This is a genomic window from Peribacillus sp. NPDC006672 (assembly GCF_050274955.1).
Taxonomy (GTDB): domain Bacteria; phylum Bacillota; class Bacilli; order Bacillales; family DSM-1321; genus Peribacillus.
Genome location: NZ_JBNNOR010000005.1, coordinates 155,955 through 172,687, shown reverse-complemented (window position 1 = coordinate 172,687; position 16,733 = coordinate 155,955). Strand labels below are relative to the sequence as shown.

The window sequence follows — 16,733 nt, the reverse complement described above, 5'->3', positions numbered from 1 at the left end:
ATAAATTATCAGGGTATTAATGAAAAAAAACAGCGACCCATCATGGGTCGCTGTTTTTTCATTGTTATACAGTTGCCTCTTCCTGTTTTTCATCTAATGTACCATTCAATTTTTTATACCTGTAAATAAAGTAAATGATTGATAATATTAATGCCACAACAAGGAATATGGCCAATATGCTAAGATTATGCCACATGAAGCTATAATCTCCTGTTGAGATGACTGCCCGAAAAGCATTAATAGAATAAGTCATCGGTAAGAATGGTGTGAACCCTTGCAGGAAGCCAGGAACCAATTCATTTGGGAATGTTCCGCCACTGCTGGTCAGTTGAAGAATCAACATTAATAATCCTATGAACCGACCAGGATTATCAAAGGCTGAACCTAGGAACTGAATGATGGCCATGAATGTGCAGCTAGCAAGAATGCTTACTGCAAAAAATAGCGGCAGGCTCGTAACATCAATTCCAAGTCCTAAAATTAAAATCGAGTCAACCATTATGGCTTGACAGATTCCTATGACAGCCATGACACTGTATTTACTAAGAAACCAGCTAAATCCACTTGCAGGCTTAACAGCAGGATCTCTTAACGGGAAAATGATTGTCAGAACGATTGCCCCTATAAATAAACTCAATGAAATTAAATATGGTGCAAAACTAGTGCCATAGTTAGGTACATTATTTATTGGCAATTTATCCAGTTTAACTGGACTTGCAAACATGTCATATACTTCTTCATTGGATTTTATGTCGCCAGCTTCGTTTGCCCCATCCTTCAATTCGTCATGTAATTCTCCAGATCCATCTGAAAGTTTAGCAACTCCATCTTGTAACTTAATAGCTCCATTTGCCAGTTCTCCCATACCGCTAGTAAGGCTGGAGGAACCTTCTTTCAACTTATCCGTTCCTGTAACCAGACCTTTCGAGCCTTCCGAAAGCTGTGAGGTTCCACTTGATAATTGCTTTGAGCCATCTTCAAGCTGATCAAGGCCACTTACCAAGTTATTGGTGCCTTCGTTCAACTGTCCAAGCCCACTCTGTGCTGAATCTATACTGTCTCCAAAAGTTGTCAATCCAGACACCAATTGACCTTGACCATTTTTCAGTTCATTCGCTCCATTGGCGAGTTTATCCTGAGCTTGCTTCAATTGAGTAAAACCACCGCTTAGCGCACTTGTGCCTTCACCTAGCTGATTTGCTCCATCACTAAGACTGTTTGAGCCTTTTGCAATATCAGATGCACTGGCTGATAGTTTTCCCACTCCTTCAGAAACACCTTTACTACCTTCACTGATGCGGGATAGAGAAGCGATCACTCCATCCAAACGTGCTTTCTCGGCAGGATCATCCGTAGCTTCAGATTGTTGTTTCAATCCGGAAATAACTTCTTCCAAACCTGCTGAAACCTCAGATGCCCCCGCTTTCGCTTCGCTCGATGCTTCACTCCATTCAGACAATGAACCTGAAAGCTGATCAGCACCTGCAGCTACGCCATTTGCCCCCTCTGTCAAAGCGGGCAGCTTTTCTTCTATTTGATTGAAGCCTTCTAATGACTGTTGTAGTCCAGAGGCCAATTCACCGGTTCCTGCTTCAGATTTCTTGGCTCCTTGCAAAAGCTCGGATTGTCCATCTTTCATTTGTCCAACACCAGAGCTAAATTGTTGTAACCCTTGATTGAGCTCTTTAGATCCTGCAGCTGCCGAACCGACCCCATTCGAAAAGGTCAATGATTTTTCAGCTAGTTTTTCCAGGTTTTCATGAATCTCGACGGAACCTGAATGAAGGGAATCAACCCCTTCATCCAATTCTTTAGAACCTTCTTTAGCTGAGTTAATCCCATCACCAAGTTCGCTTGTTCCGTCCTTCACCGTATCTGTTCCATCTTTCAATTCTCCAGCTCCATCACTGGCACTTTTGAGTCCGTCAGCCACTTCGTTCAAATTGTCGAACATTGACTCCGCATAGGTTTTCGTAACGGCAGACGAAACTTCCCCTTTGATTCTCTCTGAAGCTGCGTCACCTATTTTAGTAGATATATAGTTGAAACCTTCATTAGACGTGTAAATTAAATCAAGTTTTTGCGGATTATCCTCCTGTAAGGTCGTTGCATTTTTCGAAAAGTTTTTCGGGATCTCTATTTTCATGTAATAATCTTGATTTTCCAGACCTTGATTAGCTTCTTTTTGACTGACGAAATGCCAATCGAAATCCTTTTTTTCCTTTAACTCTTTGATTAAATCTTTTCCTATTGTTAGTTCCGAATCATTGAACTCGGCTCCCTCATCCATATTGACAATGGCAACAGGCAATTTGTCCACCTTACCATATGGATCCCAAAATGCCCATAGAAACGTACCACTGTATAATAAGGGGATCATTATAATTCCTATTATGGAAATGAGTATCATAGGATGTTTTAGTATGGCTAAAAATTCACCCTTTAAAGATTTTAACACGCCTAACAATTCCTCCTTTACGACGAATATGCCGTATAATTTATCTAGTTCAGTGATAAAATGGGTTGAAGAATACATAATTAAATCATTTGCTTCTGCAATATATATTTAATATATAACTTTCAAAACAAACAATGACTATTTCGATCATTCGGTCATTATCACGAAAATCAATATAACACTTATCCATCTTTATATCAATAATATATCACTGTTTCACATCCTATATTTACTATTTTTCTCTGTATATTCTATTTACATTGTATTTTTTTAACAGATGAGACTTTTTTCATCAGGTGAAAAAATGCAAAAAAGGGCATCCTTTATGGATACCCTTTATGTATGATAATAAACTATATTTGCATAATTAATTGAAGCGTTTTCGTATTATTTTGATATAATTCCTTTTAATTTTTCCGCCTGCCCTGTCAATGTCTCTAAAGATTCATGATACTCTCTTTCTAATTGTTTGATGATGCCGGCAGCGGTATCAATTTTTCTTATTGCCCCTACACCATGGCCTGCCGACCAAATATCCCGCCACGCTTTAGACTCGGATGACTTGGACATGCTGTCAAAATCGACTTTTTCTTTTTTTGCTAATTGATCTGGGTCCATGCCTTCCTTTCTGATGCTCGGTTTCAGCATATTACAATTAACGCCGGAAAATGCATCAGTCAAGATGATGTCCTCATGATCAGAATCGACAAGCATTTCACGATATTCATCATTTGCCCTGCTCTCTTTTGCCACGATAAAACGTGTACCCATATAAGCTAGATCTGCTCCTGCAGCCTGAGCTGCCAAGATACTGTGACCAGTACTAATGGACCCAGCAAGCAAAATGATTCCGTCCCAGAATGTCCTTACACTGTCAACGAAAGCAAAACTATTTATCTCACCCGCATGACCACCGGCTCCCGCAGCAACTAAGATCAATCCGTCCACACCTGACGCAGCAGCTTTTTTTGCAAATTCCACACTGCTGACATCTGAAAAGACCAAACCGCCATAACTATGTACGACATCCACCACGTGTTTTGGTGAACCTAATGAAGTAATGATGACGGGAGGTTGATGCTTTTTGACCAGTTCCAGCTCTTCTTCAAGACGGCTATAAGTACGGTGGACAACCATATTCATTGCCCATGGAGCAATCTTGCTGTCTGGTTTTTTAACCCTTGCAGCAATCAGTGTATCGTTTATGTCACCCATCCATTGATCCAATACCTCTATCGGCCGCGCATTCGGCGCTGGAAAAGAGCCAATCACCCCATTTAAACAGCATTCTTTCACCAGCTCAGGACCAGATATTAAAAACATAGGTGCTGAGATAACTGGTAAAGATAATTGATTCCACCAATGTTCCGGCAAACTTCTTCTCATCTATGAAACCTCCCATTTTTAATACATTACCAAAATATAACACTACTAGATTATCTTACTTCTAATATACACAATTTTCAAGAAATTAATCCAGGAGCTACTTTTACTTTCCATATCGTTAAGGCCAATTCAATAAAAACTGCATATGGAAAAACGCCCCATATACAGTTACGATTTAGTTTGAAAGCACCCATTTACGAATGGCTTTGGCCACACCGTCTTCTTCATTTGTTGCTGTAACCCAATCTGCTTTTTCTTTCACAATTTCTTGGGCATTTCCCATTGCAACTCCCACTTTTGCTTCAGAAATCATGGCAAGGTCATTAAGGCTGTCTCCTACCGCCATCACATTATCCATAGTAATATCGAGCAATGAACAAACAAGCTCTATAGCTTTCGCTTTATTGACACCCATGGCATTCACTTCAATATTCGTTGGACTTGAATTGCTTATTTCAAAGTTTCCTTTTGATATCAGTTCATCCATGATGATTTGGCGGGTGGCTTCATCTTTTGTATCGAAACCGAATTTAAGCCATTGCGAATCATGGATTTTTTCAGGCATTTCAGCCCTGTAAATATTATCGCAACTTATTGCCCAAAAATGTGTACCATGTTTTTGGCTTAATTCCCACATCCATTGTATGGACTCACTATCAACGATATTCCTTTCCACCAGTTTTCCTTGATTATCGTAAACTTCGCTTCCGTTTACCGTTATGAGGTATGATTGGAGTTCCATTGACTTTGCGAAATCACTGCATGTCGCATAGGATCTTCCTGTGCTCAATACAACAAAAACCCCTTGATTTTCAGCTTCTTTAATCGCTCTCCGGTTTTCTTCAGAAATCGCTCCTGCGATGTTCAGAAGCGTGCCATCCATGTCAAGTGCAACTAATTTAATATCTGGTTTCTTCATTCTCATTCACCCTTTCTTAATCCTTCATTATGTATCTAACTCCATGATAGCTTATTTTCCTTACGTAAGGAAAGAACGTGAAGAATTGAACAGGCATTCCTATGAAGGAAGGTTGATATCTCCATTTTTAAATTGAGATATCAGACCTTTTTCATCAGGTTCCATTGATACTTAATCAATCATAAATATCCTACTCCGAACAATTTATATTATACCAACCAAACACCTGCTACTCCCTATCCTTTTCCATTTCATTCAATTCTTTTTCAATCTGACCTTCCCATTTTGGGACACCATCATTTTCATCAAATTCTATAATGACATCCGTTACTCCTCTTTCCTTGAATATCTCATCAAACAGCCGGTCCTTAATGTCATCAGCGTGGGCAATTGAAATATTGGGATCAAGTTCCACTTCAAGTTCTACATGAAAGTCTTCCCCTTCTTTTAATACCGCCAGTTTCTGTATATCCCTTACATCTGGGTCATCCATGACCAAAGTTCCAATCTTTTGACGCATTTCTATATCCGCTTCCCCAAGAGCACCCGCAGCATTGTCAAGGAACACCCTTCCAACTACATAGAACATTCCGAGACCAATCATGACAGAAGCGACACCTTCCGCTTGAATGAAGGACGTGAAGTTTGCTAATAAAATGGCAATTATCGCAACCACCCCACCCCCAGTTGCCACCATATCTTCCATGAATACTAATTTCGTTGCTGGTTTTGCCCGTTTTAAACCATTGAAACTCTTAAAGATGACGGCTGCTCCTTTTGCTTCGATTCCAGTCTCATGCAACACTTCTTTCATCGCTTTAAATAAAACATATGATTCCAACACAACCGCTAAGGAAAGAACGGACAAATTAATAATGATTCCAGTTGATTCTACAGGGTGCAATATGTGATGGAACCCTTCTTTAATCGTTTCATAAGACATGATCCCGACAACCAATACCGCACCTAATAATACAAGGTTAACTAAACGCCCAAAGCCATCAGGGAATCGTTCAGTTGGTGACTTTTTACTTAGTGCTGAACCAATAAAGACGAAAAACTGATTCGCAGCATCACCCAAAGTATGTAATGTTTCGGCAAACATAGCGACATTCCCTGTCATGAAATAAGCAATCCCCTTAAGCACAGCGATGATACTATTTACACAGGCAGCAATGAACGCCGATTTATTTCCTTGTTTTAATAACCGAAATAACTCTTTCAAATAAAAGCCCCCCCTTTTCTTTTCAATTATCTTAATGTATTATCCCCAACACTTGAATATATGAAACCACAAAAGGGAAAAACCCCTAACGATCCGAATGGAGAATGACCTGGCATTACTTTGGTGTTATATGTTGTACCTACCACACACGAATATATTCCAGATCACAAAAAACTATTTGGAACTGATTAATGCAATGAGAGATGCATACAAAAAAGGGAGTAAGCAGCGGCTTACTCCCTTTTTTGTATGACTTCATGCATTTTAAGCGTCCATCCCCTTTTTCACTAACTTAGATGGATTATTAACTTTATATCGTATTTCTTTATTGTATTTTTTATCGACCACTTTTCCATCAAATTCGATTTCGTCCCCTTCTTCGAGCTCAGCTTTTTTTAATGTCTTGCTATATCCACACCAAGCATCACCGATTGTCAGTTCAGGTTCCGTTGTCACTTTGACATTCCCTAAAAGTATGACTTCATCTTCTTCACCAGTGAAATGGTTCATTTTCGCCGTGAACTCCTTGACGGATGCGGTGAAATGAACTTTTTCTCCAGGTAACTCCAATTTAGGTTTTGCTGTCGTCCTTTTACTTTTGGTTTTTGCTTTTTTTGGTTCTTCACTTAGCTGATCGGAAGTTTCCGTAATTGGAGCATCTATCACCTGTTCCTTTTCACTTGGTACTGCGGATGTTTCGGAAACCGGTCCACTCAACAACTCTTTTCCGAAACTGGAACTTTGCATTTCCTTTAAATAGGAAGGGTGAATGCAACTAAGCTTACCATTTTCAAATTCAACGACTACCGTGTCAAGACCGTTGCCATATTGTTCATACCCTGCCAATTTGACTTTTCCTTGAAAGCTACCGCTTTTATATAATAGTTCCCTTTTTACGGAACGGGCCGTAAATAATTTCCATTCCAAACCTTTAGCGATATAGTCCGTATCCTCTAAAAAAGGGATATACTCTCCTTTTGGTGCGATATAATGAATCAAATCTTCAGCTGGAGTTTCAGCCACAGTAACCACTCCTAATCTTTTCTATAGATTATATTCTAGCAAAGGATTTCAAAGTTGCAAATGAATGAGGATCATAATCACCGTCTGCACTAAAAATCAGCCAGACAGAAGGGAATAGAAAACCGTTTATATTCAAATCTCCCACGAGTTTTTTCGAAATGATTACCATCCTTTTGGCCCTAGCAAAAAAGCTGCTCACAAAGAGCAGCCCTTTTATAGAATAATCAATCTTTATTGCATATTGTTCGCTAAAAATGGCTCAGATCACCCTTCTTTTACCTCATCCATTGGCAAATGGACTGTGTTGTACTTCATTTCGCCAGAACTATAATTTTTTCTCATTTTAAACATGAGGAGAAAACCAATAGCCCACCAGCCTGCAAAAATCAGCCATTCATAAGGCCAAATTAAAGCCGCTGGCATACCTGGTAAGTATAAGGCAATAAATCCTACGCTAAGAATCAATGCGATCCAGCCCACCATATTTGATTTTCCAGCACGGAAAGGTCTTACCATCTCAGGAGCATTTTTTCTCAATTGAACAAATGCGATAGCTACGAATAAATATGCCAATACAATAGCCAGTCCGCCAGCATCCACCAACCAAACTAACATAGGTCTCCCTAATAAAGGACTAATCATGGATAAAGCACCTATAAACAAAACAGCATTTGTCGGCGTATTTGTTTTCGGATGTAATTTACCAAACCAAGCTGGAATCATCTTTTTTTCCGCCATTGAATAAAGAACTCGGCTTCCGCCAATGATAAATGCATTCCAGCTCGTCAAAATACCTGCAACACCACCTATTATCAAGATGGTTGCAAAAATACTCGATCCATAGACTTTAGCCATAGCATCTGCAGTTGGTAAAACAGAACTTCCTATAATACTGTTATCTAAAGAAACTCCTACAGCATATATAATTGCAATATACCAGATAACGGCAAGACTTACTGAAAATACAAGAATTTTCCCAATTAATTTCGGCTCAACATTCATTTCTTCAGCTGTTTGAGGTATTACATCAAAGCCCACAAACATGAATGGAGTCATGATCAGTACAGTTATGATTCCTACTGTGCCATCCAAAAATAGTGGTTTCGCATCTCCCAAATCACTAGTGAATCCGGCTCCAAAGATTAACATCAAACCAATGAGACCTATTACGATGGTTAAAACCATTTGGAGAATGGCAGCCGATTTCACACCAAAATAATTAATCAGTGTAACTAATATGGAACCTATTACCCCAACAAGCACCCATGTTAAATACACATCATATCCAGTAATAGAATACATGAATCCTACCTTATAATTTGGAAATACATATTCAATGACAGTTGGCAAAGCAACCGCTTCAAAAGCAACCACAGATATATAACCTAATGCGAGGGCCCATGATGCTACAAATGCAGCTTTAGGGCCGACGCCCCTTAATACATAAGATAGGGCACCTCCAGCAGCGGGCATGGCTGAAGCTAATTCTGCATAGGTCAGACCTACAAAAGTGACCAATACTCCACCTATTAAAAATGCTATCATCGCTCCAAGTGTACCTGCAGATTCAATCCAAGTACCTGATAATACTACCCAACCCCAACCAATCATGGCCCCGAATGCCAAAAATAATATATCTACCTTAGAAAGAACTTTGTTTAGACTTTTAGTTTCTTTAATGGTCATCCATCCCTTTCTCGAAAAACTGTAGAACAAAACAAAAACTTGAGAACCTTTTTCAAAGAAATAATAATAAAAAAGCATTTGATTGATATGTATAGAACTTATGGACATTTCTACATTAAAAGTGCTGACATTAAGGAATAATTGGTTATGTATCTGATTCCACCAAATTCTCTTACCTGACTATTTTCTCAAATAAAAACATCCTCTCTCACTAAAAATTTGTAATATTATAAATAATAGCAATATCCATGCCAAAAAATATTTATTAGTTTATAAGGATTTGGATTGTTCACGTCCATAGATTCGATTCATTAATGAATCGAAAAGAAAAAAAACGAATCATTTATTAATTATTTTTACTATTTAATTCACATACGAATCACACCTTTTTGTAAAATTAGAAATTTCTGATAATTAATGATACCATAAAAAAGATGCCTACACTCAAAGTTTAGAGAATGTAGGCATTTTCCTAAAATCACTTAATTTATTATGATATTTCATAATTGTTTATTACTGCTCTTTTTTGCATTTAACGATAATTATAGATTATGTATTAAATAATATTAGAAACTATAAAAGTAATTAGATAAGGGCATTTCGAATTAAGTATCATAATAAGTTTTTTTCAATACTCAAACGGAAAGTGTAAACGTTCGGTCATTACATCAATCACAAGTTCAAAAAAACTTATTGCTGCAGTAATTGTATATATGAAAAAAATAAAAACATAATCAAACACTATTCAAATTATGATAAATTTGGGAAATGGATGCTGAATGTGGTTAAATTTTCATTAGAGACACACTTCATATACCCATCATTCCTTTCAACGATCTTTTTACATACATATAATCCAATTCCCGTTCCTAACTCTTTTGTTGTGACAAAGGGCTCAAAAATTGATTCGATCAATTCACTGGCAATGGGAGGCCCATTATTTGAAATTCGAATTATTTTCTCATTTGCCTCAATTAAAGAGTCTATCCTTAAAATTCTAGGGTGTTCCTTATCCTTTAATGCATCAATGGAATTAATAAAAAGATTCAAGAACACTTGTTTCAGCCCATCTTTGCTCGCTGTCATAACTAAGTTAGGATAAATATCTAATTCCACATTAACGCTGGCATCCACAATATTCGCGTATGTCAGTTCTTGTATTTCTTCAATTAACTTTAACACGGAAATTTCTTCTTTTTGTTCCTCATTAAAATCCGATTTAGAGGTGTGCAGGAATTGTGTTATCCTGAAATTCAACTGATTTAATTCATAATCAATGATATCCAAATACTTTAAGCCTGGATTCTCCCTCTTCAGTAATTTATTGAACCCCATGATTGCTGTAAGCGGGTTTCGGAACTCATGTACAAAGCTTGATGATATCTGTCCCAGTACCGCTAATTTATCTTTATGGTTTTCACTGATATAAGACTTTTTTTCCTCAATCACTTCATTTGTAAGATTCGTATATCTCGTAACGGCATGGTAGCTGAACGTATCAAAGTGCAAATTGATTTCATTAATGAATTTTTGCATATAATAAATGGGGATATCGGCCCCAAAAACATTCCTGATTATAATATTTCTCCCTAAATTTATATTATATAGAAAATCTCCGATGTTGATATTAGCTTCAAGGCGTTCTTTCGCAATCTGGTATGCTAATTTTATCAGCACGTCCTCAAACAATGCGTCCTTAAACGTTTGGATGACCAGCGAGTACATACCATATCCATTTTCTTTAATTTTTTCTTTGTAGGGGTCTATTTCATCGATCTTAATGGTCTCGTTCCATTCATTTAAAAACAAAGATTTATTTTCTTCCAGATATTGAATCAATACATTTTTATACTTCATATGTTCAAATGACAACTCCATATTTTTGACCACCACATCCCCTTGCGGAATTTTAGATTCTATATCAATAACATCATTCTATATGAGATTTTGATTTTCTGCACTTCATATATTATTGTTTTTGAAGTTGAAATGTAGCTTGTTTTAATAAGGTATGCTGGTCCGCATATAGTGCTTGCGATAACAAAGAACCGAACAAATCAGGGGGAGTCAGAAATGTAATAAAAAGGAACCTTTTTATATCCTGCGAATCTCTTACTTTTGAAAGGCGATTCCATACTTTTTTATTTTTCTATAAAGTGTATTTCGGCCGATGTCAAGTTGTTTTGCGGCGGTACTAATATTTCCATTTGTTCTTTCCAACGCTTTCCTAATAAGTTGGGTTTCTTGTTCTTGAAAGTTTTTTGGTTCCCGATCGGTATCTGCTCTTTCTTCCAGTGAAGTGGAAACAGGGCAAAGTGCCCTGAGCGTGCCCCTTGTAATCGGACCATTGTCAGCTAGGAATACAGCCTGTCCGAGCACGTTTTGTAATTCGCGGAAATTTCCTGGCCAAGAATATTCCAAAATGAATGATTTAGCATCGTCCGTTAGTTCGGTATGTTCTTTCTTATAAGGTATATCAGCTAAAATGTATTCTGCTAACAGTAATAAATCTTTACGACTCCTTAAATTTGGAAGTTTTAAAGATAATCCACACAGTCGGAAAAATAAATCGGCACGGAATTCTCCCGCTCCCATTTCTTTTTGTAAGTCTTTGTTGGTGGCGGCAATGATCCTTACATCGATTGGAATGGAAGCATGTCCGCCGACACGCGTCACACATCGTTCCTGAAGTACGCGAAGCAGAGTCGCTTGAGCTGAAAGCGGCATGTCCCCGATTTCATCCAAAAACAGGGTTCCGCCATCAGCAGCTTCGAACTTCCCCTTATGCCCGCCGCTTTTTGCGCCAGTATAGGCACCCTTTTCATACCCGAATAACTCACTTTCCAATAAGTTTTCGGGTATTGCGCTGCAGTTGATCGCGATGAATGGTTTATCACTTCTTAAGCTAAACCCATGAATGGATTGAGCGAACAGCTCTTTTCCCGTTCCACTTTCTCCAGTAATTAGCAGGCTGATATCAAGCATTGCAGCTCTTTTAGCAATCGATATGGTTTGATTCATTTGTGGATCATTACTAATCATATCGGTAAATTGATATCGATTAGTTAAACCATCATTCAATTTTTGTTTTTTTAACCGTAGGATCACGGAGGATTGATGTTCCATGTTTTCACCAAGGGTTTGAACTGCGAATTCCTGGTCTTTTATTGAAATCTTCTTTCCTAAAACAAGTGGGTCTAATCCTGATATTATATTCGAAATCGGTTTTTTCAATGTGCCAATAACATTTGATGCCGCAATATTGAGATTTGTAACTTTGCCCTCTTTATCAATTGTAATTAGAGGATCAGGATATTGATCATATATAAAGTAAAGGTTTTTCTCCCTTTTTTGAGTATGGGACAATTGGAGTGCCTGTTTGATACTATCTGCCACCCTCTGAACTAAACTAATGGAAAAAGGATGATAATTCTGTTGATGACTGCTTAAGTTCAAAACACCTAGTAGATGCCCATCAGGGTGATAAATGGGGGACGCGGCACAAGTAAGGAAATGGTTATCCTGATGAAAGTGTTGATTGCCGTGAATCAATACAGGTTTTTTCTCTACTATGGCCGTTCCGATTGCATTTGTCCCTTTTGATTCCTCTAGCCAATTGGCCCCTTTTCTGAGGGAAACATTATCTGCATGCCGTATGAAGGCTGGATCGCCAACTGTTTCGATGATATAACCTTCAGGAGCAGCAAGTAATAAAATCGACTCCAGGCCATTGATCGAACTATAGACTTCTTCTAAAAGGGGGGAAGAATGGTACAGGAGTTCTGCGTATTGATCGTGATATTCAGCCAACTCAAATTCGCCAAGCAGATCTTCCTTATCCATCATGCTTGGCTGAAGTCCTTTTAAACGGCACCGCTTCCATGATTCTTGAATAAATGCCGGAATGGTTTCTTTACCTGCGTTAATATTAACAGACATTGAATAAGTCCTCCCATATGTAAAATCCAATAAACGGCAACGGTTATTTTAATTCATTTTTTCATTAAGGTCACTATAAGCTTTCTTCAGTTTCAGAGCATTAAGGGGGAATCCATATAATTTAATCATAACAGAAAATTCAGATTTTAACCAAAATGAAAACTGAGCTTTGCTTTTTTGCTCCATATTGGAACACCTAACTGTTCCAAGGTGGAACAGTTAGGTGCCTTCCTTCGCTCCTCTTCGATTGATTTCATTGTTTTTTTGTTAATGGCATAAGTCTTGCATAATTACATGACGAGAAATTGATTCCTTTTTGATAAGGGGGGAAAACACTTCGGAAATTCGAAAGCCTTAGATTCCAAGGACTGAAGAAACTCATGCATGCTACTGATCAGCCAAAGATAAATTGAAGACATAAGCATATGCCTGATCCTTATACTTAGAGAACGCCATATCCGAACAGATTTTCATTAACGAACTTTACTTTGAAAAGGGGTAATATACATGGAACAAACTATTAAACTTAATCCGCGAGTGCAAGATTTCTTAAAAGGAACTAAAAAGCTTTTGATTAATGGGGAATTGGTGGAAGCTGCATCAGGAAAAACCTTTAAGACCCTCGATCCTTCAAACGGCAAGGTTCTGGCCATTGTGAGTGAAGCAGGACCAGAAGATGTAGATAAAGCCGTCAAATCAGCCCGTAAGGCTTTCGACAACGGTCCTTGGAAAAAAATGAGTGCATCAGAACGCAGTCGTCTCATTTATAAATTAGCTGATCTTATGGAAGATCATAAAGAGGCGTTAGCACAATTAGATACCCTAGATAATGGTAAACCAATTGGCGAAACCACCAATGCAGACGTCCCACTTGCAATCGATCACTTCCGTTATTACGCTGGATGGACCACTAAAATAGTAGGTCAAACCATACCTGTTGCAGGGAATTACTTTAATTATACCCGTCATGAAGCAGTTGGAGTGGTAGGACAGATCATCCCTTGGAATTTCCCTCTACTTATGGCGGCATGGAAATTAGGTGCAGCCCTTGCAACCGGATGTACGATCGTTTTAAAACCAGCGGAGCAAACGCCTCTTTCAGCATTATATTTAGGTCAATTGGCGCTTGAAGCAGGTTTTCCTCCTGGCGTTCTTAATGTGATACCTGGATTTGGTGAAACAGCAGGGTCACCGCTTGTAGACCATCCTGATGTCGATAAAATTGCGTTTACAGGTTCAACCTCAGTAGGGAAAATGATCATGCGCCAAGCTTCGGGTACCGTGAAAAAAATCTCGTTGGAATTAGGCGGGAAATCACCTAATATCATATTACCGGATGCAGATATGAGTAAAGCCATTCCGGGTGCTTTAATGGGCATCATGTTTAATCAAGGACAAGTTTGCTCTGCCGGTTCCCGCCTGTATATTCAGAAGAAATCCTATGATAACGTAGTAGCTGACTTAGTGTCCCACGCAAAAAATATTAAACAAGGGGCAGGTCTTGATCCATCTACCCAGATAGGGCCTTTGGTATCCAGTGAACAATTGGAAAGAGTGGGCAGTTATATCGAAAAAGGGAAATATGAAGGAGCCGAAGTAGTTACAGGGGGCAATTACGGACAAGGCGAGGGTTATTTTGTAGCACCTACAATATTTGCTGGTGTTGAAGATGAAATGACAATCGCTAAAGAAGAAATTTTCGGTCCTGTTGTAGCTGCAATGCCTTTTGATGATTTGGACGATGTGATAAACCGTGCAAATAACTCTGAATATGGATTGGCTGCTGGTTTATGGACACAAGATGTAAAAAAAGCCCATTATGTGGCTAATGAATTAAAAGCAGGTACAGTATGGGTAAACTGCTATAACGCCTTTGATGCAGCATCTCCATTTGGTGGTTATAAACAAAGTGGAATCGGTCGGGAAATGGGCAGTTATGCATTGGATAATTATACCGAAGTTAAAAGTGTATGGATTAACTTAAACTAATAAAATCATATTCTTTTCATGCATTAAGACAAAGAGCATATCATCGTTTCCTTTAATAGTTGCAAAAGGGTGTACCAACTTTGGTACACCCTTTCCTTGTTTTGGTAACTTATATCAATTCGGCCTTAGACAAAAAGATGAGACCTTTCATTTTCGAAAGGTCTCTTGGTCTCCATTATCCATTACGTTCAATTTGCATTTTATCGCTGTTTGCTTTCTCTTTTTCTATCTTTTGCTGTCTTGAAGTTCCAGCAACCAGGATTCCAATCACGACTATTGCTTCAAATCCATATTTGATGAAGGGATTTACAAAGTAGTCGTGCATGAACGGTTCAGCTACGATCATTTTAGAAGCTGTCCAACCTAGAATTCCCGCACCAATTATTATAATGAATGGGAAGCGTTCAATCAGTTTTAAGATCAAAGTGCTTCCATACATCACTACTGGAATGGATACAAGTAAACCGATTACCACTAAAGTGAAGTTACCATGAGAAGCTCCTGCAACCGCTAGGACATTATCCAATCCCATCAAAGCATCTGCAATAATAATGGTTTTTATGGCAGCCCACATGGAGTCTGCAGGCTTCAAATCATGTTCTTCTTCATCGATAAGGAGCTTATAAGCGATCCATACCAGAAGTAATCCCCCTATTAAATGCAGTCCAGGCACATTTAAGATTACAACAACCAGCAGCGTTGCAATGATCCTTATCACTATTGCCCCAACCGCTCCCCATATTATTACCTTTTTTTGCTGATCTTTTGGAAGCTTTCTTGCAGCCAATCCAATAAGGATCGCATTATCGCCGGCAAGAACCAAATCTATCATAATGATCGCTAAAAGTCCTGAAATAAATTCACCTGTTAAAAAATCCAATACATTTTCCTCCTTTATACAAAAATAAAGAGACCTCTGCCATATATGGCAAAGGTCTCGCTAAGCACTAAATGAATTAGGCCAATAAAGCCGGTGGAATTCCCACGTAATGACGACTTTATTTCAGGTTATACCTGACGCTACTCCCCTTTACGGGAATAAAGAATATGTAATTCTTTTGATATCTTTCCATTAGAAAACTACCAAGTAATTATATCACTAATCAATTATACCAAAATTACAAATAAAATAAAGTGAAAAATAAGGAATATTTTTGCACATACATTTTAGAAAACATATGTTCATTTCACTTTTACTGATCATAAAAGTGCAAGCATTCACTGCTGACGGGCTATAAAATAAAAGAATGTAAGGTTATTCATCAACTTTAACTAGCCCAACAACCGATAATTTCAGTCGTTCAATCCCTTCTAAATATTGACATATTTCGTTTCCCAGGTTTGGGATATCGCTCAAATCCTTCCCCCAAAGATATTGATTACTTAAGGTGGATTCTATCAATTGTCTAAGCGGGATTTCTCCCCTCTCATAACCAAGCCATTGTTCCTTGAAAAATTCGATAGTCTTTATATCAGCTTCAAAACTTTTACCAATATAACGACCTTTTACTTCATGAACCTTATAAAATCGGAACAGGCCCGAAAAACCTCGTATGATACAATCAGGCAGCATGCCTTTCTCCTGTGTTGCCACAGTATTCACTAGGTCAGTTTTGTTCATAGTAACCTCAAGGTTTTTACAGTGCAATTTTTTAACAACTTTATTATCATTATTATTGGGTTTATCACTTTATAACAGGATTGAAATTAAATATCTTATTTGATCTAAATTTATAACGGTTTTGCGAGTTTGAAACTTCAATATTAAACGACTTTATTGTTGCTGCACAGTTTCTGCTGCTGAACGCTAATTTCTGTCCAAAAATATTGCTTTAAGAAAATGGCCTCTATAATATCATAAGTGATATGAGTCTTACCCTTGTAAAAAAGGAAAGTTTGGTTAGTGTATTTGACTTTACATACTCATTAATTAAAAAAGAGCCGCTCCCTTAATGCTAATAGAAGTGACTGCTACACATTATTATTTATCTAATATCTTTTATCTGTTTCATTTTAGGTGCCTCTCTTGCTGATTGCCTCGGACTCATTATTTTGGATTCCACATAAGCACTATTTAGAACTTCTTGTGGTTTATGAAAGTTACACTC

11 protein-coding genes are annotated in these 16,733 nt (G+C 38.0%); 1 reads left to right on the top strand and 10 read right to left on the bottom strand.

Features of this window, described 5'->3' with window-relative positions:
* Nucleotides 1–64: 64 nt before the first annotated feature.
* The 8 genes from ACQKKK_RS10240 to ACQKKK_RS10205 all read right to left on the bottom strand — a co-directional run bounded on the left by ACQKKK_RS10240 (nt 65) and on the right by ACQKKK_RS10205 (nt 12,636).
* Entirely contained in the window at nt 65–2,458 is a 2,394-nt protein-coding gene (locus ACQKKK_RS10240; protein ID WP_427616049.1) for a YhgE/Pip family protein, read from the bottom strand.
* 387 nt (nt 2,459–2,845) lie between these two features.
* The gene (locus ACQKKK_RS10235; RefSeq protein WP_427616047.1) at nt 2,846–3,844 is read right to left on the bottom strand and encodes an NAD(P)H-dependent flavin oxidoreductase; all 999 of its coding nucleotides are present in this window, start codon (nt 3,842–3,844) and stop codon (nt 2,846–2,848) included.
* Between the two features lie 175 nt (nt 3,845–4,019).
* The gene (locus tag ACQKKK_RS10230; RefSeq protein ID WP_427616046.1) at nt 4,020–4,769 is read right to left on the bottom strand and encodes a Cof-type HAD-IIB family hydrolase; all 750 of its coding nucleotides are present in this window, start codon (nt 4,767–4,769) and stop codon (nt 4,020–4,022) included.
* A gap of 223 nt (nt 4,770–4,992) precedes the next feature.
* Nucleotides 4,993–5,988, bottom strand: coding sequence for a cation diffusion facilitator family transporter (locus ACQKKK_RS10225; RefSeq protein WP_427616045.1), 996 nt, complete (start codon nt 5,986–5,988; stop codon nt 4,993–4,995).
* Between the two features lie 264 nt (nt 5,989–6,252).
* Entirely contained in the window at nt 6,253–7,011 is a 759-nt protein-coding gene (locus tag ACQKKK_RS10220) for a hypothetical protein (protein ID WP_427616044.1), read from the bottom strand.
* A 264-nt stretch (nt 7,012–7,275) separates the two neighbouring features.
* Nucleotides 7,276–8,697, bottom strand: a complete 1,422-nt coding sequence (locus ACQKKK_RS10215; protein WP_427616043.1) for an APC family permease — start codon at nt 8,695–8,697, stop codon at nt 7,276–7,278.
* Nucleotides 8,698–9,447: 750 nt separating this feature from the next.
* Nucleotides 9,448–10,575: a histidine kinase N-terminal domain-containing protein gene (locus ACQKKK_RS10210; RefSeq protein ID WP_427616041.1), complete on the bottom strand. Its 1,128-nt coding sequence runs from the start codon at nt 10,573–10,575 to the stop codon at nt 9,448–9,450.
* 234 nt (nt 10,576–10,809) lie between these two features.
* On the bottom strand, nt 10,810–12,636 hold the full coding sequence (locus tag ACQKKK_RS10205) for a sigma-54-dependent Fis family transcriptional regulator (RefSeq protein ID WP_427616040.1): 1,827 nt from the start codon (nt 12,634–12,636) through the stop codon (nt 10,810–10,812).
* A 507-nt stretch (nt 12,637–13,143) separates the two neighbouring features.
* Here ACQKKK_RS10205 and ACQKKK_RS10200 point away from each other — a divergent pair.
* Nucleotides 13,144–14,625 carry an aldehyde dehydrogenase family protein gene (locus ACQKKK_RS10200; protein ID WP_427616039.1) on the top strand — a complete coding sequence of 494 codons (1,482 nt, stop codon included), beginning with the start codon at nt 13,144–13,146 and terminating at the stop codon, nt 14,623–14,625.
* A 175-nt stretch (nt 14,626–14,800) separates the two neighbouring features.
* On the opposite strand, the gene ACQKKK_RS10195 is transcribed toward ACQKKK_RS10200, so the two are convergent.
* A complete protein-coding gene (locus ACQKKK_RS10195; protein ID WP_427616037.1) occupies nt 14,801–15,505 on the bottom strand; it encodes a TerC family protein in 705 nt (234 codons plus the stop codon).
* A gap of 375 nt (nt 15,506–15,880) precedes the next feature.
* Nucleotides 15,881–16,246 carry a hypothetical protein gene (locus ACQKKK_RS10190; RefSeq protein ID WP_427616035.1) on the bottom strand — a complete coding sequence of 122 codons (366 nt, stop codon included), beginning with the start codon at nt 16,244–16,246 and terminating at the stop codon, nt 15,881–15,883.
* Between the last annotated feature and the right edge of the window lie 487 nt (nt 16,247–16,733).

Coding starts and splice junctions, on each gene's coding strand:
- ACQKKK_RS10190 (WP_427616035.1), bottom strand. CDS start 16,246: ATGAACAAAACTGACCTAGTGAATACTGTGGCAACACAGGAGAAAGGC.
- ACQKKK_RS10200 (WP_427616039.1), top strand. CDS start 13,144: ATGGAACAAACTATTAAACTTAATCCGCGAGTGCAAGATTTCTTAAAA.
- ACQKKK_RS10235 (WP_427616047.1), bottom strand. CDS start 3,844: ATGAGAAGAAGTTTGCCGGAACATTGGTGGAATCAATTATCTTTACCA.
- ACQKKK_RS10210 (WP_427616041.1), bottom strand. CDS start 10,575: ATGGAGTTGTCATTTGAACATATGAAGTATAAAAATGTATTGATTCAA.
- ACQKKK_RS10205 (WP_427616040.1), bottom strand. CDS start 12,636: ATGTCTGTTAATATTAACGCAGGTAAAGAAACCATTCCGGCATTTATT.
- ACQKKK_RS10215 (WP_427616043.1), bottom strand. CDS start 8,697: ATGACCATTAAAGAAACTAAAAGTCTAAACAAAGTTCTTTCTAAGGTA.
- ACQKKK_RS10230 (WP_427616046.1), bottom strand. CDS start 4,769: ATGAGAATGAAGAAACCAGATATTAAATTAGTTGCACTTGACATGGAT.